This window comes from Bacillus sp. TCT6 (assembly GCF_056033845.1).
On record NZ_JBVYHX010000001.1, the window covers coordinates 3,313,114 to 3,338,401 of the forward strand.

At 35.1% G+C, this 25,288-nt stretch carries 28 protein-coding genes; 5 read left to right on the forward strand and 23 right to left on the reverse strand.

Translation table 11 applies throughout. The features are described 5' to 3' along the window. Positions 1-12: 12 nt before the first annotated feature. Positions 13-912, reverse strand: coding sequence for an acetoin biosynthesis transcriptional regulator AlsR (alsR, locus tag AC0ONG_RS16755; RefSeq protein WP_000423234.1), 900 nt, complete (start codon positions 910-912; stop codon positions 13-15). Positions 913-1,065: 153 nt separating this feature from the next. Here alsR and AC0ONG_RS16760 point away from each other — a divergent pair, with 153 nt between their 5' ends. Further along, positions 1,066-1,431 carry a CidA/LrgA family holin-like protein gene (locus AC0ONG_RS16760; protein ID WP_000872365.1) on the forward strand — a complete coding sequence of 122 codons (366 nt, stop codon included), beginning with the start codon at positions 1,066-1,068 and terminating at the stop codon, positions 1,429-1,431. After that, positions 1,428-2,105 carry an LrgB family protein gene (locus tag AC0ONG_RS16765; RefSeq protein WP_000578954.1) on the forward strand — a complete coding sequence of 226 codons (678 nt, stop codon included), beginning with the start codon at positions 1,428-1,430 and terminating at the stop codon, positions 2,103-2,105. Before AC0ONG_RS16760 ends, AC0ONG_RS16765 begins: the two co-directional genes overlap by 4 nt. A 12-nt stretch (positions 2,106-2,117) precedes the next feature. On the opposite strand, the gene AC0ONG_RS16770 is transcribed toward AC0ONG_RS16765, so the two are convergent. Then, a complete protein-coding gene (locus tag AC0ONG_RS16770; RefSeq protein ID WP_000442973.1) occupies positions 2,118-2,531 on the reverse strand; it encodes an NUDIX hydrolase in 414 nt (137 codons plus the stop codon). Positions 2,532-2,673: 142 nt separating this feature from the next. Between AC0ONG_RS16770 and AC0ONG_RS16775 the strand changes: the two genes are divergently transcribed. Then, positions 2,674-2,874: a DUF3903 domain-containing protein gene (locus AC0ONG_RS16775; protein WP_079245837.1), complete on the forward strand. Its 201-nt coding sequence runs from the start codon at positions 2,674-2,676 to the stop codon at positions 2,872-2,874. A 367-nt stretch (positions 2,875-3,241) separates the two neighbouring features. Here the strand turns inward: AC0ONG_RS16775 and AC0ONG_RS16780 are convergent, their stop codons facing one another. From AC0ONG_RS16780 to AC0ONG_RS16845, 14 genes are all read right to left on the reverse strand, one after another. Continuing rightward, the gene (locus AC0ONG_RS16780; protein WP_000974665.1) at positions 3,242-3,997 is read right to left on the reverse strand and encodes a sulfite exporter TauE/SafE family protein; all 756 of its coding nucleotides are present in this window, start codon (positions 3,995-3,997) and stop codon (positions 3,242-3,244) included. A gap of 98 nt (positions 3,998-4,095) precedes the next feature. Then, entirely contained in the window at positions 4,096-4,242 is a 147-nt protein-coding gene (locus tag AC0ONG_RS16785) for a BC1881 family protein (protein ID WP_000644411.1), read from the reverse strand. A 239-nt stretch (positions 4,243-4,481) separates the two neighbouring features. Continuing rightward, positions 4,482-5,030, reverse strand: coding sequence for a hypothetical protein (locus AC0ONG_RS16790; RefSeq protein WP_016098823.1), 549 nt, complete (start codon positions 5,028-5,030; stop codon positions 4,482-4,484). 23 nt (positions 5,031-5,053) lie between these two features. Then, positions 5,054-6,073: an NERD domain-containing protein gene (locus AC0ONG_RS16795; RefSeq protein WP_016077369.1), complete on the reverse strand. Its 1,020-nt coding sequence runs from the start codon at positions 6,071-6,073 to the stop codon at positions 5,054-5,056. 140 nt (positions 6,074-6,213) lie between these two features. Beyond that, a complete protein-coding gene (locus AC0ONG_RS16800) occupies positions 6,214-7,260 on the reverse strand; it encodes a GH25 family lysozyme (RefSeq protein WP_001181414.1) in 1,047 nt (348 codons plus the stop codon). A 132-nt stretch (positions 7,261-7,392) separates the two neighbouring features. Beyond that, positions 7,393-9,156, reverse strand: coding sequence for an ABC transporter ATP-binding protein (locus AC0ONG_RS16805; protein WP_000229515.1), 1,764 nt, complete (start codon positions 9,154-9,156; stop codon positions 7,393-7,395). Continuing rightward, entirely contained in the window at positions 9,156-10,907 is a 1,752-nt protein-coding gene (locus AC0ONG_RS16810) for an ABC transporter ATP-binding protein (RefSeq protein ID WP_000862447.1), read from the reverse strand. The genes AC0ONG_RS16805 and AC0ONG_RS16810 overlap by 1 nt, the downstream gene beginning before the upstream one ends. 122 nt (positions 10,908-11,029) lie before the next feature. Then, positions 11,030-11,251: a YneF family protein gene (locus tag AC0ONG_RS16815; protein WP_001123317.1), complete on the reverse strand. Its 222-nt coding sequence runs from the start codon at positions 11,249-11,251 to the stop codon at positions 11,030-11,032. Between the two features lie 78 nt (positions 11,252-11,329). After that, entirely contained in the window at positions 11,330-11,770 is a 441-nt protein-coding gene (sirA, locus tag AC0ONG_RS16820; RefSeq protein ID WP_000860652.1) for a sporulation inhibitor of replication protein SirA, read from the reverse strand. Positions 11,771-11,926: 156 nt separating this feature from the next. Further along, positions 11,927-13,927 (reverse strand): transketolase, encoded by a 2,001-nt coding sequence (tkt, locus tag AC0ONG_RS16825; protein ID WP_000019774.1) that lies wholly within the window; start codon positions 13,925-13,927, stop codon positions 11,927-11,929. A gap of 295 nt (positions 13,928-14,222) precedes the next feature. Beyond that, positions 14,223-15,026 carry a phosphonate ABC transporter, permease protein PhnE gene (gene phnE / locus AC0ONG_RS16830; protein WP_001082385.1) on the reverse strand — a complete coding sequence of 268 codons (804 nt, stop codon included), beginning with the start codon at positions 15,024-15,026 and terminating at the stop codon, positions 14,223-14,225. Then, positions 15,026-15,820 carry a phosphonate ABC transporter, permease protein PhnE gene (phnE, locus tag AC0ONG_RS16835; RefSeq protein WP_016077368.1) on the reverse strand — a complete coding sequence of 265 codons (795 nt, stop codon included), beginning with the start codon at positions 15,818-15,820 and terminating at the stop codon, positions 15,026-15,028. The genes phnE (AC0ONG_RS16830) and phnE (AC0ONG_RS16835) overlap by 1 nt, the downstream gene beginning before the upstream one ends. Next, a complete protein-coding gene (phnC, locus tag AC0ONG_RS16840) occupies positions 15,817-16,590 on the reverse strand; it encodes a phosphonate ABC transporter ATP-binding protein (RefSeq protein WP_000569232.1) in 774 nt (257 codons plus the stop codon). Before phnC ends, phnE (AC0ONG_RS16835) begins: the two co-directional genes overlap by 4 nt. Before the next feature lie 95 nt (positions 16,591-16,685). Then, positions 16,686-17,624 carry a phosphate/phosphite/phosphonate ABC transporter substrate-binding protein gene (locus tag AC0ONG_RS16845; protein ID WP_000915043.1) on the reverse strand — a complete coding sequence of 313 codons (939 nt, stop codon included), beginning with the start codon at positions 17,622-17,624 and terminating at the stop codon, positions 16,686-16,688. 184 nt (positions 17,625-17,808) lie between these two features. Here AC0ONG_RS16845 and AC0ONG_RS16850 point away from each other — a divergent pair, with 184 nt between their 5' ends. Continuing rightward, on the forward strand, positions 17,809-19,392 hold the full coding sequence (locus tag AC0ONG_RS16850) for a bifunctional metallophosphatase/5'-nucleotidase (protein WP_000437465.1): 1,584 nt from the start codon (positions 17,809-17,811) through the stop codon (positions 19,390-19,392). A gap of 39 nt (positions 19,393-19,431) precedes the next feature. On the opposite strand, the gene AC0ONG_RS16855 is transcribed toward AC0ONG_RS16850, so the two are convergent. Both AC0ONG_RS16855 and AC0ONG_RS16860 read right to left on the reverse strand, forming a co-directional pair. Beyond that, positions 19,432-19,671, reverse strand: coding sequence for a DUF896 domain-containing protein (locus AC0ONG_RS16855; RefSeq protein WP_000607015.1), 240 nt, complete (start codon positions 19,669-19,671; stop codon positions 19,432-19,434). A 45-nt stretch (positions 19,672-19,716) separates the two neighbouring features. After that, positions 19,717-20,373, reverse strand: a complete 657-nt coding sequence (locus AC0ONG_RS16860; RefSeq protein ID WP_000991471.1) for a YneB family resolvase-like protein — start codon at positions 20,371-20,373, stop codon at positions 19,717-19,719. A 141-nt stretch (positions 20,374-20,514) separates the two neighbouring features. Between AC0ONG_RS16860 and lexA the strand changes: the two genes are divergently transcribed. Then, positions 20,515-21,135, forward strand: coding sequence for a transcriptional repressor LexA (lexA, locus tag AC0ONG_RS16865; protein ID WP_000413739.1), 621 nt, complete (start codon positions 20,515-20,517; stop codon positions 21,133-21,135). Positions 21,136-21,225: 90 nt separating this feature from the next. Here the strand turns inward: lexA and AC0ONG_RS16870 are convergent, their stop codons facing one another. The 5 genes from AC0ONG_RS16870 to glnR all read right to left on the reverse strand — a co-directional run bounded on the left by AC0ONG_RS16870 (position 21,226) and on the right by glnR (position 25,279). After that, positions 21,226-22,029, reverse strand: a complete 804-nt coding sequence (locus AC0ONG_RS16870; RefSeq protein ID WP_003279471.1) for a DUF4097 family beta strand repeat-containing protein — start codon at positions 22,027-22,029, stop codon at positions 21,226-21,228. Next, on the reverse strand, positions 22,030-22,572 hold the full coding sequence (locus tag AC0ONG_RS16875) for a DUF1700 domain-containing protein (protein ID WP_000031386.1): 543 nt from the start codon (positions 22,570-22,572) through the stop codon (positions 22,030-22,032). Then, complete coding sequence (locus tag AC0ONG_RS16880) at positions 22,565-22,888, reverse strand: PadR family transcriptional regulator (protein WP_001102628.1); 324 nt, start codon at positions 22,886-22,888, stop codon at positions 22,565-22,567. Before AC0ONG_RS16880 ends, AC0ONG_RS16875 begins: the two co-directional genes overlap by 8 nt. A 618-nt stretch (positions 22,889-23,506) precedes the next feature. Further along, positions 23,507-24,841 carry a type I glutamate--ammonia ligase gene (gene glnA / locus AC0ONG_RS16885; protein WP_000092763.1) on the reverse strand — a complete coding sequence of 445 codons (1,335 nt, stop codon included), beginning with the start codon at positions 24,839-24,841 and terminating at the stop codon, positions 23,507-23,509. A gap of 48 nt (positions 24,842-24,889) precedes the next feature. Beyond that, the gene (glnR, locus tag AC0ONG_RS16890) at positions 24,890-25,279 is read right to left on the reverse strand and encodes a transcriptional repressor GlnR (RefSeq protein WP_000656783.1); all 390 of its coding nucleotides are present in this window, start codon (positions 25,277-25,279) and stop codon (positions 24,890-24,892) included. Positions 25,280-25,288 lie beyond the last annotated feature (9 nt).

Consider the following 25,288-nt stretch of genomic DNA (forward strand, 5'->3'; position numbering starts at 1 on the left):
CTGTTACTACTATTACTCATCTTCTACTTCTATTCTTTTCTTCTCTCTTGCAATTTTTAAAAACTCTAGTAGCTCTGGATTACTATTCATTTTTTTGTAAGCCACTGACATTTCTGCAACAAAATTAGAATCATATAACTCTTTATATACAACTTCTGTTTTATATAACTTATTTGCCGACACGGGTATTACTGTAATTCCAATTCCTGCTGCTACAAGCCCCATAACTGTTTGATACTCTGTTGCTTCTTGTACAATACGCGGACTAAATCCAACTTCTCTGCAAAGAGATAAAATTGTATCATATAAAGCTGGCCATACTGGTCTCGTAATAAATACAAACGGCTCATCTCGTAAATCTTCTATATGTATTTCATCTTTCTCTGCAAGCGGATGTGCCTTTGGTAAACATAAGGTGCAAGATAACCTTTGAATTGGCTCTAATTCTAATAATTGTGTTGGAATTGGCGGACGTAAAAAGCCAATATCAATACGGTTATCATGAAGTGCATGAACTTGATCTGGTGTTGACAATTCATGTAATGCAACAGACACTCTCGGAAATTTCTTTCTATATTCCCTAACAATTGATGGTAAAATATCGTATATCGCTGCACCTACAAAACCAATTGAAAGTGATCCCACTTCTCCCCTTTGCGCACTTTGTGCAACTTCTACTGCTTTTTCAATTTGTTCAAACGCTTTTTTTACTTCTTTTAAAAACATTTCTCCTGCTTCTGTTAGTTCAACCTTTCTTTTCGTTCTTGAAAATAATGTAACTCCCATTTCTTTTTCTAATTGCTGTATTTGTTGACTAAGTGGTGGCTGTGTCATTTGTAAACGAGCAGCCGCCCGTCCAAAGTGTAACTCTTCTGCCACAACAACAAAATATTGCAAATGCCGTAATTCCATTTTTGGACACCCTTTTCACTTTCGATTAATACGTCTAATATATTAATAACATATAATTTATATATTAGACAAATATTTTGAATGAACGTATAGTAGAAATTGTTAATTCTTTTTTACAATTTTTATGTAAAAAAAGAAAGAGGTGGTTACTGTATGAAATGGTGGAAGTTAAGCGGACAAATTTTGTTACTATTTTGTTTCGCTTGGACAGGTGAATGGATTGCAAAACAGGCACACCTCCCAGTTCCAGGAAGTATAATCGGTATTTTTTTATTATTAATTTCATTAAAATTTAACCTAGTTAAAAAAGAATGGATACAGGACGGAGCAGATTTTTTATTAAAAGAACTTATTTTATTTTTCATCCCTTCTGCAGTCGCTGTCATACGTTACAGAGATACACTAACACAATATGGAATCGATCTCATTTTAATTATTATGATTAGCACTCTTTGCGTTACCTTAGTTACAGGACTTTTAACAGAATTGCTACTAAAGCGGAAAGGATCAACGCAATGATCGGATTTCTTTGTTTACTATTAACACTATTCACATATTGGATATCAAAAAAAATGTATCAACGTTGGAATTGGAGTCTACTTTCTCCTCTTCTCGTCTGTCCCATTATTTTAATTGCTTTATTGCTCGGATTAGATACACCTTATGAAACATATGAATCTGGTGGTCACTGGTTAACTGAATTATTAAAACCCGCAACAGTTGCTTTTGCATGGCCAATCTATAAATACTTTGATTTATTAAAGAAACATGGAATGGCTATCTTACTTAATGTCATTGTCGGTTCGTTTTTATCAGTCATTACTTCAGCACTACTAGCAAATTATTTTCAAATTGATTCATCACTAGAACATAGTTTAGCGCCACATATCGTAACAACACCAATCGCAATGGCTATTTCAGAAATGATTGGTGGTATGTCACAATTAACTGCTGTATTTGTCGTTTTAACTGCCTTAACAGGAGCATTGCTCGGTCCTTCTCTCATACGTATTTGCCGTATTAAAACAGCAATCGCAAAAGGTATTATGTTAGGAACGAGCGCAAATGGAACCGGTACATCAAAAGCATTCGAAATCGGTCCTGTGGAAGGAACAATTGCAAGTTTATCCATGCTTTTAACAGCAGGCGCTAGTTTGGTTATCGTTCCGCTTTTCTTGTCTTGGATACATTAAAGAAGCAAGTATTTACATACTTGCTTCTTTATTTATATATTGGCACAGCAATTCATAATCCTCTGGAAAAGCTAAACACAATTGTTCAACTTCATGTATCCCTTTCCAAGCAATTTCATGTATTAACTCATCAGGATCTTGGATTTTCATATTACCGCCTATTTGTTTAACAAAATAATAATGGACATACACTGGAATTCCGTATGTAATACCCTCTTTTTCATATATTTTATTTACAACTTCCACATTGTAACCCGTTTCTTCCCAAACTTCCCTGATACAACATTCTTCTAGTGTCTCTCCCTTTTCAAGTCCTCCACTTGGGACAGACCACCTTTTTTCTTCTCCCTCTTTGCCCTGCAATACCATTAAAACTTCATTTTTTTCATTTACACATACCGCTGCACTACCTATCCATCTCTCCATAAACATCCCTCCCCTACTAAAATTCGCCTTCTTTATTATTTTCCCCTTGAAAAAAAGAGGAAAATAATAAAACAACGACGAAAAGTTACATCAACTTCATAGACAATCCCTTCTTAGAAATTAAAACTGGAAGGATGAAAATATGATTTCTAATTATGTTGTGGAATGTGTCTTTTGTGAAGAAAATCGAAAACCTCGCCAAGCTATTGTCACAGTTCCCGCCACTACTCAGCTACTAGCCCTTGAAAAAGTGCGCGCGGAATGCAAACGTCACTTCGGAAAAACTGTATTATTGCAAACAGAAATTAAAGAAGAAATAATTTTCGAACAAAAAGAAAGCTGACCATAAATTGGTCAGCTTTCATATCCGATCATATTTTCACATGAAGATTAGGGGCATCCTCTTTAAGGATCGGGATTTTCCCATTATGTACGTTCCATAATGGTCATCGAACAATATATTTCTATGCAATTAACTATTGAATAGAATAGGGCAAAACTTGTTCGCATTTTTAGAAAAGGGATAGGGATATAATTCAAGTAGTACTTCGAATACTCGAACTTTACACTCATAATATTAAAACAAATCCTTTTATATGGGAAATATGAATTACCTATATAATTCATTCGTAAAATATATTAATAGTTTGCTATATTAATTTTATCCCGCTATTTGTAGGCAGTAACCCCCTGCTGATTATAATTTCACTTTATTCCATCAATAGCATACATCCAGCTAAAACCGGTGTCATAATCATCGAAAACCTCAAAAGCGTTCGCGGTGCATAATTTGTAAACTTCGCACCAATGTATGCCCCTAACATGGTCCCAATCAATACTTGCAATAACAATATATAATCTAAATATCCTTCCGAACTATATCCTAGCCCGCCTCCAATTGCAATCGGTAATATAACAAGCATTGTTGTCCCTACAGATTGCTGAATCGTAAGTCCCAATAGAACCATTAATCCAAGTTGAATAAACGGTGCAGAACCAATCCCAAATGAACCAGCCATCATTCCAGTAACTAATCCAAGGCATACACATTTCAACAAGTAGTTCACGGAAAACTCTTTATGTTTATATAAAGACGACTGTTCTTTTTTTTGGAACATAATTAATTTAATAAACATAAAAATTGCCGATAAAAATAACATCCCAGCTGTAAACCAATGAAGAAGATGTGCTGGTATAAGTGAACCAAATTTAGAACCAATATAAGAGCCAATTGCGCCAAATCCCCCAACAATGCCGCCTATAATAAGTGCAACATTGCCTTCACGGTAATGACTTACAACACCTGATAATGTCGTAAATGCCATTGCAGTTAAAGATGTTGCAAGAGCAACATGAATAGGAATTTGGAATACTAAAGTGAGTATCGCGATAATAAACCCAGCTCCTCCAGCTCCAACAAATCCTAATAAAATACCCATTACTAACATTGTTATAATAATTGCCACAGACTTTCCCTCCAGTAACACAATTATCCATCATATTTATCCTTACATACAAATAAAAAGCATCCTAGACGGATGCTTTTTATTTCAATGATATGTACTTAATCTTGATTAATCAAAATAACTGCTGGACCAGCGACCACCACTCCAGCTACTTCTATCTTTTCAAATTCCTTTACTGTAATAGAGATAACTCCTTCTCTTTCCATCAATTCTTTACTCAGGACATCAGTCGGGATTGCTTTCACCGTCTTACCTCCTTTTCATTTATACAATATGATAAAATGAAACTTTAATCAGTGGGGGTTTTGTCCGTACTTATTAATTATTACCCCTCACCAATCGGACTAATAATCACCCAATGCATCTATATATATGCATCACCTCCGCTTTCATTCCTTATTCCACTCAAAAACCTTCTCCCCCTTCCGTGACATATTGAAAAATAAAAAAGAAGCTATAACATATAGCTTCCCTCTACATTTCTTTAATCTTTATGCACCGTATATTCCATGACTTTTCCATCTCTATCAAATTGGAAAACAAGCTGTTCGCTATCTATTGGAATAAAGCCACGTTCAGTCCCAAGATAATACAAAGTGATAACTCCTTCTTCCCCACTTCTCATGTCCGTTGAAGCTCCTAACAATTGTGTAATTTCTTCATTTGATTTCCCTATTAATTTATATTTTTGTAATAGATCATCTACCATATGTATCCGTTTCTCTGCATGATTTAACCATCTATTTTGATTAAACTTTGACGTATATTCATTTACACTTAGTTGCACAGTGCATACTATTAATGGTATGAGTGCTACTATTAAAACCCCAGACATTTGCTTCTTTTCTTCATTACGATTTTTAGAAGCATATAAAATAACCCTTTGAACCATGACTAATAAAACAAATGGTATGAATACTACAAAAATGCTCCTTACACTTAAGGGCATATGGATCATATCGATGACGAATATAAATAGAATGTACATTACTATATACAAACAAAAATAGACATACAAAATGCCACATAGCATAGCGCTCAGAAAGATCCCCCCTTTTAACTCACTATATAATTCATCCTGCTAATCATTTCTCGAATCTGTTCTAATTCTTGCACTGTATATACTATTTTCCCTGCTAAGATTTCATTTCTGAAGAACGTTACAATTTGCTCCCGATCTTTTAATCTAGGTGTTTCCTCACTAGAAAGATCTATTATTTCTTTTCCATTTTCATTATAAAAATATACAACTGGTTTTACCTTTGCTTTTATACTATTAGTCTGCATTTCTTTCAAACAATTGTATAAAATTTGAGATAGTTTCTTCGCCTTATATACTGGATTCCCTTCATTTTTCACTTGTATAGTTGACGAATCTTTACCTACTATATATTCAAATGTCTCTTCTTTTTCAACTTCTTGTTGATACTTACCCATTTCATCAATCATAAATGAATATATACCAGCATTTTCTTTCGTTAAACCATGAACTAATTTCTCTTCCCATTCTTTCGTCTCAAGTAGATAAATACCAGTTTTGCACAAGATGAGATGATGGATCCGATTATCGTTTATTTCACTATTATTTTTAATAAAAACATTCGGCATGATTTGAATTTCAGCATCTAATATGATGCCTTGCTCTATGAATCCTCGCTTCATATAATGTAATGTTTCGTACGTATTCATTTCAGCGCCGTTTTTAGTATATTCTCGTAAATTTGCAATTAATTTTTGAAACATATGTATTTCATTATTATGTTTATTTTGTATTTCACTACGTTCTTTACTATGCTGCACAGCTAATTGATTTTTCATCATACGCATATTTTCAATTTCTCTATTTGCACTTACTTGTAAATCATTGTATTTTTTCTGTTCCATATTTTTCAAATTATTTTGTTGTTCTGTATGCTCTATCACCGTAGCTGCAATTTCATTTTTATACGTTTCAATCGCTTGTTTCTTTTCAAATTCTACTTGCTGACTCTCTGATTCTAACTGTTTATTTTTATAAAACAGCACAAATACTACAGCTAATAATATTAAAACCGCACCTATTAGCACATAATTCATATTTTTACCCCTTTATTTCATTTTCGATTATTTTTTATAAATATATCTACTATAGTATACTATGGTTTCGATACAGACTTTGTAAAAGTTGTATATTTTTAATAAAAGGCACCTCTGACGGGGCACCTTTTATTTTCACTCTATTGTACACCATACTGAATATAACTTGGATCGTAGTATATCCATTGATTTGTCCCTAAGCAAAGCCATCCATCTTGCTTACTCCATACTCGATACGATTCACCATGATGTAACTGTCTTATAACATTTCCTTTTAATGATGGAGCATCACGCAAATTTACATTATCACCAGTAATAGTCGCCACATAATGTTTATACTGAATATAACTCGGATCATTATATACCCACTGATTTGTCCCTAAACAAAGCCATCCATCTTGTTCTCCCCAAACTTCATATGTTTCGCCACGATTCAATTGGCGAATTACACTAGACTGCAAAGATGGTCCACTTCTCAAATTCACATTATCTCCATTAATTATAGCAACCCCGTACACTGGAGTTGCATTATTAGGCGGAGAAACATTCCCTCCACCACTTGCTCCATTCCCTTGTAAAGCTTCTAGTGAAACTGCAGCTGATACATCACAATTTCCTACACCTGAAATTTGTCCAGAATCTGTGTACTGCCATGCTGTCCACGCTGTCCATCCACCAGCATCAGCAGGCGGTGTACTCGAGTATTTAGCAATCCAAAGTGGAATATCACTTAATCCGCTAATTCCGAACTCATTAATATACCAAACTCCTGTATATAACATTACATCTTTTCCAGTAGCCTGTTTCACATAATTTATGAAGCTTCTTGCCCAATTCGATATAGCGCTACCAGTTAAATTACTATTACTCGGATCTTTTGGTGATTCTAAATCCAGAACTGGCATTAAGTCTGTCTGGTTACTTTGTAATATACTCACAAAATATTTCGCCTCTGAAATTGCATCATTTTGTTCTGGACGTGCAAAATGGTATGCACCAATTAATACATTCGCACTTCGGGCTGCTTGTACATTTTTAGTAAAAGTAGGATCAATGTAATTTACACCTTCTGTCGCTTTTGCATACGCTGCTGGAATTCCAGATGCCTTCACTGCATTCCAATCAATATTCCCTTCCCAATGAGACACATCAATTAACGTAACATTTGAACTCGATCTGTTTTGCATATAAAATCTCCTATTAATTTTTTTACTTCGTATACATACAATATGTACAAATTTCATAAGAGGACACGACATTTATGCTATAGAAACAAAGAGTAAATATATTTTGTATACAAAATAAAAAAGACCTTGTATTTACAAGGCCTTTTGCAAACTCCCTTTATTTTGTAACAAGTACATATTATAATACAAACCTTGCTCACTTAGTAATTCTTGATGTGTTCCTCTTTCTACTATCTCTCCATCATGCATCACAAAAATTTGATCTGCATCTTGAATTGTAGATAACCTATGCGCAATGGCTATCGTCGTTCTACCTTTTCGCATTTGTTGCAACGCTGTTTGAATAGCCTCTTCTGTTTCTGTATCGATATTAGCTGTTGCTTCATCTAATACTAATACTTTCGGATTCGTTGCTATCGTTCTAGCAAAAGCAATTAATTGTCGTTGACCGCTTGAAAATGCTGCACCTCTTTCTACTACTTCTGTTTCATACTGCTCTGGTAACTTTTCAATAAACGTATTCGCTTGCACAAATCGAGCAGCTTCTTTTACTTCTTCATCCGTAATTTCTTCATTATACATACGAATATTTTGCTTTACATTTCCAGCAAATAAAAATGCATCTTGCAATACGAGTCCTATTTTCTTTCTAATTTCTCGTTCTTCAAATTTTTCTAAATCTACACAGTCTATTACAATATTTCCCGACTTAATATTATAAAATCGCATTAACAAATTCATAATCGTACTTTTTCCGCTACCAGTATGCCCAACAAAAGCAACCGTTTGCCCTTGTTTCACGTGAAATGATACATTTTTTAAAACGTCACGCTTTCCATCATATGAAAAAGTAACATTTTTAAATTCAATATCTCCATCGACAACTTGAGGATTCTCATTGCCTTTTTGAACCGGTGCTAAATCTTTCTCGTCCATTAAATGAAATACACGTGATGACGAAACAAGTGCCTGTTGGAAAAAGGACAATTTCATCATCATCTCATTTACAGGTTGGAAGAAACGATGTATATAGTTAACAAAAGCATATAAAACTCCTACTTCAACAGGGCTCTTTAAAGCATCAATCCCAAATAAACCTAGTACTAACGCAATAGCTACAATATGTACTAAATCCGTAGCTGGTCGTAAAAGTAATGCGTCTAACTTCAAAGTACGTCGCCCTGCACTATAATGTTTATTATTCACTTCTTCAAACTCTTTTCTCATACGTTTTTCTTGTCTGAACACTTGAACAATATTCATTCCTTGTATGGACTCGTTCAATTTTGCATTTAACACGCTTAGTTGATTACGTACTTCTAAATAAAAAGCTGCACTTTTCCGGCGATATAATACCATAATCGCGAACATTATCGGAATTAATATGAGAGAAAATAACGCTAATTTTACATCTAATAAAAACATCGCTATTAAAATACCTACTAAAAAGACTACATTTTTCACAAATGTTGATAATACACTGACATAAAAATCTTTAATCGCTTCCGTATCATTCGTTATACGAGATACGAGCGTACCAATTGGCGTACGATCAAAGAAACTTAATGACAGCTTTTGAACATGTTCATATACTTCAACTCGCATATCTTGAACAATCTTAAAAGCAATGTTCTGAAAGTACAATAGATTTAAATACGTAAATAATACCTTTAATAAATGAGCAACTATGTAAATTACAAATAAAGTAACGAGTGCTGATCGTTCAAAATCCCGCGGTACTAGGTGTTCATCAAGGAATTGTTTAATTAAAAAAGGCCCCATCATTTCCGTTACTGTCGCACCAACTAAAAAGATAAATGCTAAAGATAGCAACCCTTTATATGGCTTCATATAAGAAAGCAATCTACTTAAATCACTTCGCTTCTTCTCTACCATCATACGCCTCCTTTCTCGACTAAAGCTTCTAATTGCTGGCTTTCATACATTTCCTTATACCAGCCGTTTTCCTTCATTAATTCCTCATGTGTACCTCTTTGTACAATTCTACCTTCATCAACAACAAGAATAAGATTAGCATGCTGAATTGCACTTAATCGGTGTGCAGTAATAATCGTCGTTTTCCCTGCTCTTTCCCTCTTTAAGGCACTTAAAATTGTCTCTTCTGTTTTTGCATCTACCGCTGATAAACAATCATCCAAAATTAAAATTTCAGCATTTGTTAATAAAGCACGAGCAATAGAGATTCGCTGTTTTTGACCACCAGATAACGAAACGCCTCTTTCCCCTACTACTGTTTCATATCCTTCTGAAAATTGGAGGATATCATTATGAATACAAGCAATCTCTGCAGCTTGGGTAATTTCATTATATGTAGCATCCGCCTTTCCAAAGGCAATATTCTCACCAATACTTGCTGAAAATAAAAAATGATCTTGCGGCACATATGAAATGGCAGAACGGACACCATGAAGTGTTAAATCTCGAATATCTCGCTCCCCAACTTTTAATTCACCATTAAAATGATCATACTCACGGATTAAACATTTTAATAAAGTCGTTTTCCCTGCACCTGTACGTCCTACAACTCCTAGCGTTTCGCCCTTCTTCAAATCAAAGTGAATATCGTTTAAATGTAACAGTTCATTTTTCTTATACGAAAATGAATCAATGGCAAATGAAACATTACCGCTCGCTATCGTATGTACAGCATTTTCTCTATTTACTACATCTGATTTTTGTGAAAGAATTTTTTCTACACGGTCATATGAAGCACGCCCACGCTCCATAATATTGAACAACCATCCAAACGCTAACATTGGCCAAACGAGGGTACCTAAATATGTCGTAAATGTAACGAGATCACCTACTGTTAATTCACCTCTTACAACTAATACCGATCCGTAACATACTGCAATTAAAAAAGAAAATCCAACGATAAGAGCGATTGTCGGATCAAATAACGAATCAATACGTGCAACTAACACATTTTTATGCACAACATCTTCTGATTTTTTTCGAAACGCCTGCAAATCTTCTTTCTCTTGTCCAAGCGATCGAATCACTTTCATTCCACTCATACTCTCTTGCACTTTATCATTAATTTCCGAAAACGATTGCTGTGCTTTATGAAACCTTTTATGTAATAACGTTCCATAATAATTTGTCGAAATGGCTACAATCGGCATCGGAATTAAACTTAACAATGTTAACTTCCAACTAATTGTAAAACCCATCGCTACGAGTACACATCCCCCAACAGCTAATGAATCAACAAGCGTTAAAACACCCGCTCCAGCAGTTTGCTGGATTGCTTGAATATCATTAGTCGCATGTGCCATTAAATCACCTGTTCGATTTGACTGATAGAAAGATGGACTCATCTTTGTAAAATGTTCATATAAATTTTTTCGTAATTGGCGAGCTAATTTTAACGAAGACCCGAAAATCATAATACGCCATATGTAACGCAATATGTACATCGTAATACCTACAATTACTAATAGTACAACCCATTTTAGTAACTTATCGGTCGTCAATGTTTCATCATTAATTTCATCTACAACGATTCCAATTACTTTTGGTGCTACGAGCTCTAAAAGTGCAACGCCAAATAATAAAATAATTCCGGTTATGTACGCTCGTTTTTCTTGTTTAAAAAACCACGCTAAATTCATAAACACTTTCATTTTTTTCCTCCTCCCTTAAAATGAGCGATGTTTTCAGTTTACCAAAAATACAGAATTTTTAAAAGTTTTAAAAACTGTAACTAACAAAAAGAAAGACACTCTTAGTGAGTGTCTTTTAGCGCTTATTTCATTTGTTGCTTGTTCATCGCGCTCATCATTTGATTGATTTTCTTTTGGGAAGGTTTTTGTCCCATTTGCATCATCATCATTTTTAACATTTGTTCGTTAATTGGTGGATTTTTTTGTAAGTAATTCATCATGTATTTGCGGGCAATGAAAAATCCTAACGCCACGCCTGCTACTAGTGCTACTACGCCCACTAGAATACCTAACCAAATTGGCATATATTTTCCTCCTTCATGTTGTCTACCTTACAGTGTACTAAAACCTTTTCAATAAGACAAGATACAATTCGACATTTTTTACACATATGTTCGTACTTGTTTTAGAGGATTCAGCCATCCGTACTTTGTATTTTCATAATCCATAGCTAAAAATGTTAATTCACACTTTCTTAACACCTCAAAGAAAGTCGTTTCCATAGAGACATTTCCAGAGGTATTCATACGAATATAGTGTGGTTTCACCATTATTTCACCGTACTCCGCTCCCGTATAAAGTGTATGTGTATGATGTGTTCTATCATATTTACCAAGAACGCGCAAAGCTTGTTCTAATTTATGATGAATTTTCATTACTTGCAATGGTTTCGTTATATACATCATTTGTTTATATAACACTTTTTTCTCCGAAAGGGACCCAGATTCTGAAAATCGAGCAAATAAATCAAAAAACAAATATTCACGACCAAAATAAGATTTCGCAATATCCTCTTGAATTAAATACAATTCATACGTTTTCATTTTTCCCCTCCCAATCTGGACAACCTTTTCCCTTCATTATATATAAGAAAATTTGCAATGATTGTCTGACTGCGGAGAGATAAAAAACTTTTTCTGTCGAAAAAACTCATTTACATAGAAAAATCTCTCCATGCCGGAGAGATTTTTCTGAAATCATTAAAGCATTTCTTTTACTTTACGAACAACGTTCTCTACAGTAAATCCATACTCTTCCATAATCTTCTCACCAGGAGCAGAAGCACCGAATGTATCGATACCTAACACATCTCCTTCAAGACCTACGTAACGGTGCCATCCGAATGTAGCACCCATTTCGATTGCGAAACGTTTTGTTACTGCTTTTGGTAATACAGATTCTTTGTACTCTGCAGGTTGAGCTTCAAAACGATCCATAGATGGCATGCTGACAACAGCTGCGTCAACGCCGTCCGCTGCTAATGCTTTTTGAGCTTCAACAGCTAGGCTTACTTCAGACCCAGTTGCAAGTAAGATAACATCAGCCGTTTCTTTCTTGCTTGCAGAAACTACATATGCACCTTTTGCTACTTTTTCATACGTATCATCTTTTGCACCTTCTAATGTTGGAAGGTCTTGACGAGTTAATACTAAAGCAGTTGGTTTGTTTGTAGATTCTAAAGCCAGTCTCCAAGCTGCAACAGATTCGTTACCATCAGCTGGACGGATAACAGAAACGTTCGGCATTGCACGAAGCGCTGCTAATTGTTCGACTGGTTCATGTGTTGGACCATCTTCACCAACAGCGATACTGTCATGTGTGAATACATACGTTACTGGCAATTGCATTAATGCTGCAAGGCGAATTGCTGGACGTAAGTAATCAGAGAATACGAAGAACGTACCACCGTAAGTTTTTAAACCGCCATGTAATGCAATACCGTTCATTGCTGCACCCATTGCGAACTCACGTACACCGTACCAAATGTTTTTACCGCTGTAATCGTCTCTTGTAAAGTCTTTTTCGTTATTCATGTATGTTTTGTTAGAACCAGCAAGGTCAGCAGATCCACCGAAGAATGATGGTACAGACTCTGCAATTGCATTAATTACAGCACCAGAAGAATTACGAGTTGCTGCTTTTGATCCTAATTCATAAGTTGGTAAGTTTTGCTCCCAACCTTCTGGAAGTTGACCGTTCATTGCTGCTTGGAATTCGTTTGCTAATTCTGGGTATGCTTGCGCATATTCACCTAGCATAGTGTTCCACTCTGCTTGCGTAGTTTCACCAACATCTTGTACTGTTTTACGGAAGTTGTCGTATACCTCTTCTGCTACGTGGAAGTCTTGTTCAGCAGTCCAAGCATATGCTTCTTTAGTTAATTTTGTTTCTTCTACACCAAGTGGAGAACCATGTGAAGCTGATTTTCCTGATTTGTTTGGAGAACCGAAACCAATTGTCGTTCTTACTTCAATTAGCGTTGGGCGTTTTTCGTCAGCTTTCGCTTCTTCAATTGCTTTCGCGATTGCTTCAATATCGTTTCCATCCTCAACACGGATCACTTGCCATCCGTATGCTTTGTAACGATCTTCTACACTTTCAGAGAATGAACGATTTAAATCGCCATCTAATGAAATATCGTTTGAATCATAAAGCACAACAAGACGACCTAATTGTAAATGAGCAGCTAATGAAGATGCTTCAGCAGAAACGCCCTCCATTAAATCTCCATCACCACAAATAGCGTATGTATAATGATCTACTACATTATACGCATCACGGTTATATTTAGCAGCTAAATGTCTTTCAGCCATTGCCATACCTACAGCAGTTGCAATACCTTGTCCAAGTGGACCAGTCGTTGCATCTACACCAGCTGTATGACCGTACTCAGGATGTCCTGGAGTTTTGCTTCCCCATTGACGGAAGTTCTTTAAGTCATCCATTGTTACATCATAACCAGATAGATGAAGTAGGCTGTATAATAACATTGAACCATGACCTGCAGATAATACGAAACGATCACGGTTAAACCACGTTGGGTTATTTGGATTGTGTTTCATAAATTGAGTCCATAATGTATAAGCCATTGGTGCTGCACCCATTGGCATTCCTGGGTGACCAGAGTTTGCTTTTTCAATCGCATCGATGGATAATGTGCGAATCGTGTTGATAGAAAGTTGTTCGATTGAATGTGACATGCTATTCTTCCCTTCGCTTATATTAGTAAACGTTTTATACATTTATATGATAGCTTCCCACGCAAGATTATACAACATGTATCGACAAATATGTTGATATTTTTTTGATTTTTTATAAAAAAATCAATGTTTCCGGGAATGTATGGGCATTCAATATGACATACTTTTTCATTATTTTTATTTTAAAAAGAAAGAGAATTATCTGTATATTTATACAAATTTCTTCTATACTTACGTTTTTAAATACGTTTTTAAAAATATAAAAAGCATCTAACTTCGATGCTTTTCAAATAAGTTAAACAATCCGTTTGCGAATCGAACTTGAAATCAAATCAATTATAATTACCATTAAAATAATACCTAATAAAATAATCCCAACACGAGACCAATTCCGTGAACTCAGCGCAAAAATTAAAGGTGTACCAATCCCTCCTGCTCCGATAACCCCTAAAATCGCAGCGGATCGTACATTAATTTCAAATCTGTATAACGTATACGATAGAAAGTCTGGTAACACTTGTGGTAACACTGCATACCAAAGTATTTGAAAACGGTTTGCTCCTGTTGCTAGTAACGCTTCCGTCGGTCCTTTATCTATGTTTTCAATTCCTTCTGAATATAGTTTTCCTAACATTCCAATAGAATGTAATCCTAAGGCTAATACTCCTGCAAAAGAGCCTGGACCAACAGCTTTTATAAATAAAAGAGCCATAACTAATTCAGGAAACGTACGAACAAAACTAAGTACAAATTTTCCAGATCCTGAAGTTAATTTTCCACTACTCATATTCGTTGCCGCCCAAAAGGCAAACGGAACAGATAAAAATGCAGAAATAAATGTACCTAATATCGCAATTGCCAACGTATCAATTAATCCATGCAATAAATCTTCACCATCTGGCAAAGATACATACGACCAGTCTGGATTCAATACCCCTGTCATAATTGCTTTCGTGATTTCACCTGCTGTGTCCTTTATCCCTTCTAATGGTACTCCTGAAAAGGCCCAAACATAAACAAATGTAATTGCTATAAAAATAACCCAGCGATATACACTCAGTTTCTTCGGTTTTGGCACAATCATCGTCGTTCTATTCATTATAGTTTCTCCCGCAACAATGTACTAATGTAGTCAATTAACAAAACAACAATAAGGGTATAAATAATTATAGAAGCAGTTTGTTGATATTGTAAAAATCCAAGTGTACGATCATAATATAGTCCAATACCACCTGCTCCTACTAAACCTAGGACAGCCGCTGCACGTACATTCACCTCAAATGTATATAGTACATAGGAAACAAAGTGTGCTTTTACTTGTGGAATGACTCCATAAACAATCCATTGCACCTTAGTAGCCCCTACAGCTGTCATCGCTTCTAGTGGGCCAGGGTCAATTGATTCAATTGATTCATACAACAATTTCGCTACAAGTCCAATTGAAAAAAAAGTAAGAGCCAAAATACCTGGAAGTGGCCCAATTCCAAAAATCGCTACGAAAATAGCCGCCAATAATAAATCTGGTATCGTTCGTATAAAATTTAAAATCATTCGAGCTGGACTATATAAAAATGTGTTAGTAAACACATTACTTGCTGCAAACAATGCAAGTGGAATAGCTAAAATCGCTCCTAAGGTCGTCCCAATAATCGCCATACGTATTGTATCTAACATCGCTGTTGTAATAACTTGAAAATAACTCCAATCAGGTGGCACCATTTCTTTCAATAGATCTACCATATTTGGAAAACCGTCTACCAGTTTTGAAAATGATGCATCTACTTGTACACTACTACTCCACAGCATTAAAATAACTAAAATAAACGTTAACATATGTTTCAATTTACTCGGCGGCTTCGGTATTTCATTTGAATATATCGTCATGTCATTCATTTTACTGCCACCTCTAATAATTCGCTTTTCTGAGCAACGTCCCCATAAATTTCAGCAAATTTTTCATCCGTTGCTTCTTCTACTAAACCGTCAAAAACAATTTCTCCTGCATGTAATCCGATAATGCGTGTCGCATATTGTCTAGCCAAATCAATAGAATGTAAATTTACAATTGTCGTGATTCCAAAATCTTCATTAATTTTTTTCAAATCATCTAGCACTTGCTTTGTCGTAAGTGGATCTAACGATGCAACAGGCTCATCTGCCAATATGATTTTTGCTTCTTGCGCCAATGCTCTAGCTATCGATACACGTTGCTGTTGTCCTCCTGATAATTCATCAGCACGTGCATATGCTTTTTCTAAAATATTCACTCTTTTTAATGCTTGAAATGCGAGCTCCACATCTTCTTTCGGAAACAAACCTAACGTTGTACGTAGTGTGGAATGATATCCAACACGACCAGCTAATACATTTTTTAATACTGTTGATCGCTTTACAAGGTTAAAACTTTGGAAGATCATACCGATATCCCGGCGCATACGCCTTAATCCTTTTCCTTTCGCAGAAGTAATAGACTCACCTTCAATAATAATTTCTCCTTCGGTAATCTCATGAAGACGATTTACGGATCTGAGAAGTGTAGATTTTCCGGCTCCGGATAATCCGACCATTACAATAAACTCACCTTTTTGAATCTTTAAATTTATATTATTCAATCCCTTTGTGCCATTCGGATACATTTTGGAAACATTTCGAAACTCTATCACACATCTTACCTACTTTCAATGTATTATCAATAACTAAAAAACGGCAAACTAACTGAAATCTCACACCTTCCAGCTAGCCGCCATTTCACTATGTATTATTGCGTCTTCACTGTCTTTCCATATTCACGAACAATATCAAATTTACTATCATCAGATTTAATATATCCTTCATGGGAATATACTTCTTTAATGATTTTACGGCCTTCCTCATTTTTTCCAATTTCAATGAAAGCATCTTGTAATTTCTTACTCCACTCTGCATCTAAATCCGAGCGTACAGAAATTGTATCGTTCGGAATTTTCTCAGTAAATTTCACTATTTTCGTTTGATCAAATATATTCGGATAATCTTTTTTTACAATATTACGAGCATCTTGGAATACAACAGCTGCATCTACATCACCATTTAAAAGTGCAATAAGTGACTGATCATGGCCTTTTAATGTAACAGGTTTCACATCCTTTAGCGGATCAATTCCCTCTTTTAATAGAACAGCTGCAGGCCATACATATCCTGCTGATGATGTTACATCTTGATAACCAATTTTTTTACTTTTTAAATCTTTTACACTATTTATATTAGAGTCTTTTTTAACAACAAACTCAGATTTATAATAGTCTACTAAATCTTTTGTAGGAGCTCCTGTTTCATCCTCTACTCCAAAACGTTGTGCTTGCAAAATTACATTAGCAGCCTTCTTTTCATGTGCTAACACGTACGCTGTTGGCGGTAAAAACCCTACATCTACTTGTTTAGATGCCATCGCTTCTACAATTGTATTGTAGTTAGTTGAAATACTAACTTTTACCGGAATATTTAATTTATCGCTTAATAGCTTTTCCAATGGTTTTGCCTTCGCCTCTAGCGTATCCGCATTTTGAGAAGGAACAAATTGAACATTTAAGGTCTTTGGTACATAACCTTTTTTCGTATCTTCATTTTTACTTGCACTTGATTCTTTCGCTCCGCAGCCACTTAATAATCCCGCCGCTAGTACAACTGTTGTACTCATTGCAAAAACTTTTTTCAACATATTAATGCCTCCATTTTTCTTGTTATGAAATAAGCTTCCGTAAACATGAAGAAATATATCACATATTTTGATGCACAATTTGTTATTTACAGAATCTTTACACATTCTATACATTCACATCAAAATTCACTTCACATATTTGATATGATGAATTGGAAGATAACAATAGAAAAGGTGAGTCATATTGGAACAAAATCAAACTGTAACTTTAAACATCTTATTAACAAGCGATATACATGGCACTGTTTATCCCATTTACTACCAAGATAACTCCCCGGCAGAACTTGGTTTAGCTAAAATTTCTACTCTTATAAAAAAAGAACGTTCCCAAAATACAAACGTTCTTTTAATTGATAATGGTGACTTCATTCAAGGAACACCATTTACTTATCATTATGTTACATACGAAAAAAACAAAAAAAACCCAATGTCCTTATTAGCGAATTACCTACAGTATGATGCTGCAGTTATCGGCAATCATGAATTTAATTACGGGATGGACATATTAAATAATGCTGTGACTACTGCGAACTTCCCGTACCTATCAGCAAACATTTTAGATAAAAACATAAAGAAACCCTATTTCGGAAAACCTTATATAATCAAACAGATTGAATCAAATATAAAAATTGCTATTTTAGGGGTAACAACACATTACATCCCAAATTGGGAACAGGCCCATCATATTAAAGATTTACTATTTGAAGATGCATTAGAGACTACAAAAAAATGGGTTTCTTATATTCACGAACACGAGAAACCAGATTTATTAGTCGTAGCCTATCACGGTGGATTTGAAAGTGATTTACAAACCGGGGAACCGACTGAAGTGTTAACAGGTGAAAACCAAGGATATGCAATGTGCCAGGAAATTGAAGGCATAGATCTTTTACTAACAGGTCATCAACACCGAGACATTTCTCACACAATGGCTAACGGTGTAACAATTTTACAGACCGGATGCAATGGACACTCAGTTGGAAAAGTAAAAGTAACATTCGAAAAAATGAAACATAAATGGGTGAAAAAAGAGAGTTCTTCTGAATTATTATCTGTACAAGGGGTTGAAGCGGACCAAGATGTACTTTCATTGGTAGCCGATTACGAAGAGAAAACACAAAAGTGGCTTGATCAACCTATTGGAATTATTGAGGGGGACATGAAAATTTCAGATGCTATGCAAACTCGTTTGCATGATCATCCTTTTATCGAGTTCATAAATAAAATACAGATGGATATAGCTAATGTATCAATTTCTTGTACAAGTTTGTTCCATAATACATCTCCAGGCTTCCCAGAACATGTAACAATGCGTGACATCGTTTCTAATTATATTTATCCAAACACATTAAAAGTAATTAGAATAACTGGAGCAGATATAAAAGATGCTCTTGAACTCTCTGCTTCTTATTTCACATTAAAAACAGATGGATCCATCATCGTAAGCCCTACCTACATAGAACCAAAACCACAACATTATAATTATGATATGTGGGAAGGGATTTCATATGTATTAAACATTTCAAAACCAATTGGTGAAAGAGTAGAATCTTTACAGCATAAAAGTGCTCCTCTTAATATGAATGACGAATATGACGTTGTAATGAATAATTATCGTGCAAGTGGCGGGGGAAATTTCTTTATGTTTCAAAACAAACCGATAGTAAAAGATATACCCACTGATATGTCTGAACTTATCGCTAATTATATATTGGAACATAGAACGATAGAAGCAACCGTTAATAACAACTGGAAAGTTATTAAATAAGGATTTTTACAAATAAAAAAGATGGGCTTCGCCCATCTTTTAATTTAATTTTGCATTATCTTGCTTTTTTAAAGCTTTTAATTTCGTCGGTGTAACATCTGTACCTTCTTCGTTAACAACTTTAATACCTTTAAGTTCGTTTAACATATTTTGACGAAATCCTTTTAAATATTGTTCACGTAGCGATTGACGCTCACGTTGCTCTTCTTCAGTTAAACCTTCAGCTTTTGCTTTTTTCGCTAAGAAGTTAATGCGTTCAACGAGTTCGTGATTAATCATCTCGAATCCCCCTTCTAATCAAAACTGATTATTATCATACAATAGTTACTCTTCTTTATCAAGCAATTGCTTCGTATACTCTACATATCTACGATGTACAGTCGCCTTTGAAACATTATGACCAAATCCACGTAGTGTTGCTGCAATTTCTTCAAACGTGAGTTCACTTTTTCGCAAACGTACAATTTCCTCAATTGGCACTTCTTTTTTCTCTCTTCCTACACTTAAATGACGATTTTTTAAATTATTTTCTGGACGATAACCTTTTTCTACTGCACGTTGCATACCTCGTTTAATTTTCAAGTTATGAATCTTCCTTTGATATTCTTCAACAATACCAATAATATCTAATACCATCGAATCAGAATCCGACAATTGTAATTCACCATTATGTGTATGTGTATATACTTTTATGCCTTCTTTATGTAAACAATGCATTAATGCAATCTTCGCATTCCCTCTACCAAGGCGCGTTTCATCTTGTATAAGTAACACATCAATTTGTTCGTCCCGAATTGTATCTAACACCTCTAATATACCGTCACGTTCAATTGTATACCCACTAGCCTGCTCTTCAATCACCTTCGTAACATTCATTTGATAGCGCTCAGCTAAATGCAATAATTCATCTTTTTGACGTAATAATGATGTTTCTTGCGCTTCTTTCGTTGTACTCACACGTGCATAAATAATTGCATTCATTTTGAACCCCTCTTTCTCCCTATCATTTCCCTATAGTGTAACATAAATCTGCCATTTGTTCGAACTTATGTTTGTAGAATGTTTTTTCACATGTTATACTTATTAATAAGAAAAATGAAAGAAAACGAGGTGTTAGAAAACATGGAAAAGTTAACGAAACGCCAGCAAGACATTCTCGACTTTATTAAGCTAAAAGTACAAGAAAAAGGATATCCACCTTCCGTACGTGAAATTGGTCAAGCAGTCGGCCTCGCTTCTAGTTCTACAGTGCACGGACATTTATCACGATTAGAAGAAAAAGGATACATTCGACGCGATCCAACAAAACCACGTGCCATTGAAATTTTAGGCGAAGACCGAATGGATACGGAAACACAATCTGTTATTCAAGTTCCAATTGTCGGAAAAGTTACTGCTGGTTTACCAATTACAGCGGTCGAAAGCGTAGAGGAACATTTCCCACTTCCAGCTAGCATTGTTTCCGGAGCAGACCAAGTGTTCATGTTACGTATTTCTGGAGATAGTATGATTGAAGCTGGTATTTTCGATGGAGATTTAGTTGTTGTTCGCCAACAACAGTCTGCATATAATGGTGAAATTGTAGTCGCTTTAACAGAAGATAACGAAGCAACTGTTAAACGTTTCTATAAAGAAAAAGACCATTTCCGTCTACAACCAGAAAACTCTTCATTAGAACCTATCATTTTAAAACAAGTGTCAGTTATCGGGAAAGTAATTGGCGTATATCGTGATTTACATTAAAAATAATAAAAAGAAGATAATTACCTTATTTATATACGGTAATTATCTTCTTTTTGTATTTTGATAGATTTCCATGCACTCTATTTCTTATTAACGAGTTTCAATCGTGACATCTCCAGCAGCCGTTTTACCGCTAATCTTTTTACTACCATTTCCAATTGTTACGTTATTATTTTCTTCATTAAAAATTGTTACATCTCCGGCAGCACTTTGCCCAGTAATTACCGCATCTTGTGGTTTTTCCGATAAAGTAATATCTATATCTCCCGCAGTTGAACTTGCTTCTAGATTATACTTAGAATCATGATCTTGAATATTTATTTCCCCACTTGTTGTTTTTGCGGTCACTTTCCCTATTACTTTTTTAAAGTTCACCTCACCAGCTTTTGTAGATCCCTCCACATTCTTAGACGTTACTTGTTTCAGCTCTACTTCTCCAGCAAGTGTTCTAACACTTACACTATCACTTTTCACATCACTCATTTCGATTTGTCCAGCAGATGAATTTACTTTTACATCTTGATAAGAGCGTTCGGGCACAAGGAGAGTCAATTTAGACGTTTGGAACCTAAAATCGTAAAAAGAAAAATCAAATGAAGCACCTTTTTCTCTTTCCCCAATAATTTTTAATGTGTCACCATCTTCTGCAATACGAATCTCTTGTTTACGTACATCTCCTGATTGCTTTACATAAAAAGAAGAGTCAGGAGATTTTTGGATAACAATATCTCCGGCATCTAACTTAACTTCTATATTTTTTAATGTTTCGTTTTTAATTACATCTTCTTTATCGCCTTTTTCAGCAGTTTGTACTGCTTTTTCATATGTTTGGGAAATTCCTATTACTCCAATAATGATACAAGCGATAGCGATTAAAAATAGTTTTTTCATCATTTACTCTCCTTTTATCATTTTGAAGTTCCATATTACGTATCGTACACACAATCTCTTAAACCACTTTGTACTATAAAAAGCGATAATACATAACAACAAACCTACTCCAACAAACGTTATACTAACGAAAAGATCCAACCATATAAAAGTACCCATAAATACTTTTCCAATAACGAAAAATGGTGTTACTACACTAGCAATGCCACCAATCCAAAAAGAAAATATAAAAGCAACAATTGCGACTAACGGGCCTAACACAATAATAAAATTAAACAAACTAAGTCCAATCGCTGCCATAACAGCTCTTGTCACATTTGAAGTCGATGGATTTTTTTTCATTTCATCGAAGCGATACATCGCAAGTAACTCTTTTGCGATTACTTTCGGAGAACCAAGGCCCTGAATTATTTCTGATTCAGTTTTCCCCTCTTCTAGTCCAAACTGAAAGTGCTCTTCATAATCCAATAAAATATCTTGCCTCTCTTCCTCTGGTAACTTTCTAAGATAACTTGATAATTCTTTAAGAAACCCTTCTTTACTCATCCCATTCCACCCCTTCAATAATTTCTTGTACCCCTTTCGCAAAATCACGCCATTCTGTTACTAACAAATGAAATTGCGTCTCCCCTTGCTCTGTTAATTGATAATATTTACGAGGTGGCCCTTCCGTAGATTCCTTTAAATACGTTTGAAAATACCCTTCTTTCGTCAAACGACGTAACAAAGGATATACTGACCCTTCCGATATTAAAAATTTATTAGAAATTTGCTGAACAAGTTCATAACCGTAACTATCTTTACGTTTTACAAGTGCTAATACACAAAGTTCAAGCACACCTTTTTTAAACTGAACGTTCAAGTGTCATCCTCCTTTCCTATCTTAGTACTGTTCAATACACGGTACCTGTTTTATCCATAATATACCACTTAGTATTATTTATTGCAAGGTACTAAACTATATTTATTCCCTAAATTTAGAAAATGAACTAACGAAATTCTGAATAAGACTGTGTTATAACTGAGCATCATTACGTTAATATCATTGAGTAATAATCTGATTCACAAGCCACAAACTTATAGCCTTGCAGATGAGGACATAAAAATCATCGCTCGCGTTGTACAAGGCAGTAAAGAATTATTAAGTTATAGCACAAGTGATTAAAAAAGATAAGATCAATTCTTTTGAACAGATTTTCTTAGTAACATGATTCAAAATAACCAAAAACAATCCATTATCTAGTAGTTAACATATCCAATAACTTCACTAAAAAAGCCCTGATACCGTAGTATCAAGGCTTTTTCATTTCACAAATTATATAAAACTTACATTTATCTGATAATATTTTTCTATGATATCACTACTTGTTATTAATTATTGGCTTTTATGTGGCTGTTTTTCATTTTGCAACCATATAAAATTGTAATAATAGGGAATTAAAAAACCCTTGATACGAGTTGTATCAAGGGTTCAAGCCTCTTAGTATAGAGACATATATTGATCGCGTTCCCATTGGTGAACTTGTGTTCTAAAGATATCCCACTCAATCTCTTTCGCTTCGATGAAGTGCTCAAGTAAGTGTTCTCCTAGTGCACCGCATACTACTTCATTAGATTGTAATGTAACTAACGCTTGCGCTAATGTTGCTGGTAAGTCAACGATACCTGCTTCTTCGCGCTCTTCTTTTGTCATTACATAGATGTTACGGTCTACTGCAGCTGGTGGAGTTAATTTGTTTTTAATTCCATCAAGACCTGCAGCTAATAATGTAGCCATTACTAAATATGGGTTTGCAGCTGGGTCAACACTACGTACTTCTACGCGTGTACTAATACCACGAGATGCAGGGATACGTACTAACGGGCTACGGTTTTGTGCAGACCATGCTACGTAACAAGGCGCTTCATATCCAGGTACTAGACGTTTATATGAGTTTACAGTTGGATTTGCTATCGCTGTAAATGCTGGTGCATGTTTTAAAATACCTGCGATGAAGTGACGAGCATCATCACTTAGTTGTAAGTCACCGTTTGCATCAAAGAATACGTTCTCACCATTTTTAAATAATGATAAGTTACAGTGCATACCTGAACCGTTCACACCGTATAGTGGTTTCGGCATAAATGTTGCGTGTAAACCATGTTTACGAGCAATTGTTTTTACAACAAGTTTGAATGTTTGAATGTCATCACATGAGCGAATTGCATTTGCATATTTAAAGTCAATTTCATGCTGCCCTGGAGCAACCTCATGGTGAGATGCTTCAATTTCAAATCCCATTTCTTCAAGTTCAAGAACGATATCACGACGACAGTTTTCCCCTAGATCCATCGGCGCAAGGTCGAAGTATCCACCGTTATCGTTTAATTCTAATGTTGGATTTCCTTTTTCATCAACCTTAAATAGGAAGAATTCTGGCTCTGGTCCAAGATTGAAGTCTGAAAATCCTAAAGCTTCCATTTCTTTTAACACACGTTTTAAGTTGTTACGTGGGTCTCCATCAAATGGAGTGCCATCTGCATTGTAAATATCACAGATTAGTCGAGCTACTTTACCTTTTTCAGCTGTCCAAGGGAAAATTACCCAAGTGTCTAAATCAGGATATAAATACATATCAGATTCTTCAATACGTACGAAACCTTCAATCGAAGATCCATCAAACATCATTTTGTTATCAAGAGCTTTCGTTAATTGTCTCACTGGAATCTCTACGTTTTTAATTACCCCTAAAAGGTCCGTAAATTGTAAACGGATATACTTTACATTCTCTTCTTTCGCCAAACGGAAAATATCTTCTTTTGTGTATCTAGACATTATAAATTCCTCCTTAGTCCCTCTAATCGCCTTCAGAATCAGTTATCTTTAGTGAAAAAATCTTGAAATGTCACCTTGTCGCAATGAAGTTCGATTGAATCTACCTGTATGTTGTAGTTCATCTCGAAGTATTTTGCGAAGCTCAGTTTTTGAAATTTCTTTTGTTTCTTCTTTTACTTTCACTGCTTCTGTTTGATTTTCTTTCATTAGTAACACTTGCTTAATACCAGCCATATTCAAGCCTTGATCTAACAAATCTTTAATCTCTAACAACTTATCTACATCGTTAAATGAAAATAATCTACGATTCCCCTTTGTACGGGTTGGAGAAACAAGATTATGCTCTTCATAGTAGCGAATTTGACGTGCAGACAATTGTGTTAAATCCATAACAATACCAATTGGAAACAGCGGGGCAGAACGTCTATCTTCTTTCATTTTTCAGTT

Bases quoted from the DNA above. Each gene is read 5' to 3' on its own strand.
- AC0ONG_RS16795 (WP_016077369.1), bottom strand. From the start codon at position 6,073: ATGAATTATGTGCTAATAGGTGCGGTTTTAATATTATTAGCTGTAGTA.
- glnR (WP_000656783.1), bottom strand. From the start codon at position 25,279: ATGAAAGAAGATAGACGTTCTGCCCCGCTGTTTCCAATTGGTATTGTT.
- AC0ONG_RS16790 (WP_016098823.1), bottom strand. From the start codon at position 5,030: ATGCTATGTGGCATTTTGTATGTCTATTTTTGTTTGTATATAGTAATG.
- tkt (WP_000019774.1), bottom strand. From the start codon at position 13,927: ATGTCACATTCAATCGAACAACTTTCTATCAACACGATTCGCACATTA.
- AC0ONG_RS16765 (WP_000578954.1), top strand. From the start codon at position 1,428: ATGATCGGATTTCTTTGTTTACTATTAACACTATTCACATATTGGATA.
- AC0ONG_RS16815 (WP_001123317.1), bottom strand. From the start codon at position 11,251: ATGCCAATTTGGTTAGGTATTCTAGTGGGCGTAGTAGCACTAGTAGCA.
- phnE (WP_001082385.1), bottom strand. From the start codon at position 15,026: ATGAATAGAACGACGATGATTGTGCCAAAACCGAAGAAACTGAGTGTA.
- AC0ONG_RS16805 (WP_000229515.1), bottom strand. From the start codon at position 9,156: ATGGTAGAGAAGAAGCGAAGTGATTTAAGTAGATTGCTTTCTTATATG.
- AC0ONG_RS16855 (WP_000607015.1), bottom strand. From the start codon at position 19,671: ATGATTAATCACGAACTCGTTGAACGCATTAACTTCTTAGCGAAAAAA.
- glnA (WP_000092763.1), bottom strand. From the start codon at position 24,841: ATGTCTAGATACACAAAAGAAGATATTTTCCGTTTGGCGAAAGAAGAG.
- AC0ONG_RS16860 (WP_000991471.1), bottom strand. From the start codon at position 20,373: ATGAATGCAATTATTTATGCACGTGTGAGTACAACGAAAGAAGCGCAA.
- AC0ONG_RS16845 (WP_000915043.1), bottom strand. From the start codon at position 17,624: ATGTTGAAAAAAGTTTTTGCAATGAGTACAACAGTTGTACTAGCGGCG.
- lexA (WP_000413739.1), top strand. From the start codon at position 20,515: ATGGAAAAGTTAACGAAACGCCAGCAAGACATTCTCGACTTTATTAAG.
- AC0ONG_RS16875 (WP_000031386.1), bottom strand. From the start codon at position 22,572: ATGAGTAAAGAAGGGTTTCTTAAAGAATTATCAAGTTATCTTAGAAAG.
- AC0ONG_RS16760 (WP_000872365.1), top strand. From the start codon at position 1,066: ATGAAATGGTGGAAGTTAAGCGGACAAATTTTGTTACTATTTTGTTTC.
- AC0ONG_RS16770 (WP_000442973.1), bottom strand. From the start codon at position 2,531: ATGGAGAGATGGATAGGTAGTGCAGCGGTATGTGTAAATGAAAAAAAT.
- alsR (WP_000423234.1), bottom strand. From the start codon at position 912: ATGGAATTACGGCATTTGCAATATTTTGTTGTTGTGGCAGAAGAGTTA.
- phnE (WP_016077368.1), bottom strand. From the start codon at position 15,820: ATGAATGACATGACGATATATTCAAATGAAATACCGAAGCCGCCGAGT.
- sirA (WP_000860652.1), bottom strand. From the start codon at position 11,770: ATGAAAACGTATGAATTGTATTTAATTCAAGAGGATATTGCGAAATCT.
- AC0ONG_RS16800 (WP_001181414.1), bottom strand. From the start codon at position 7,260: ATGCAAAACAGATCGAGTTCAAATGTTACGTTAATTGATGTGTCTCAT.
- AC0ONG_RS16775 (WP_079245837.1), top strand. From the start codon at position 2,674: ATGATTTCTAATTATGTTGTGGAATGTGTCTTTTGTGAAGAAAATCGA.
- AC0ONG_RS16870 (WP_003279471.1), bottom strand. From the start codon at position 22,029: ATGATGAAAAAACTATTTTTAATCGCTATCGCTTGTATCATTATTGGA.
- AC0ONG_RS16810 (WP_000862447.1), bottom strand. From the start codon at position 10,907: ATGAAAGTGTTTATGAATTTAGCGTGGTTTTTTAAACAAGAAAAACGA.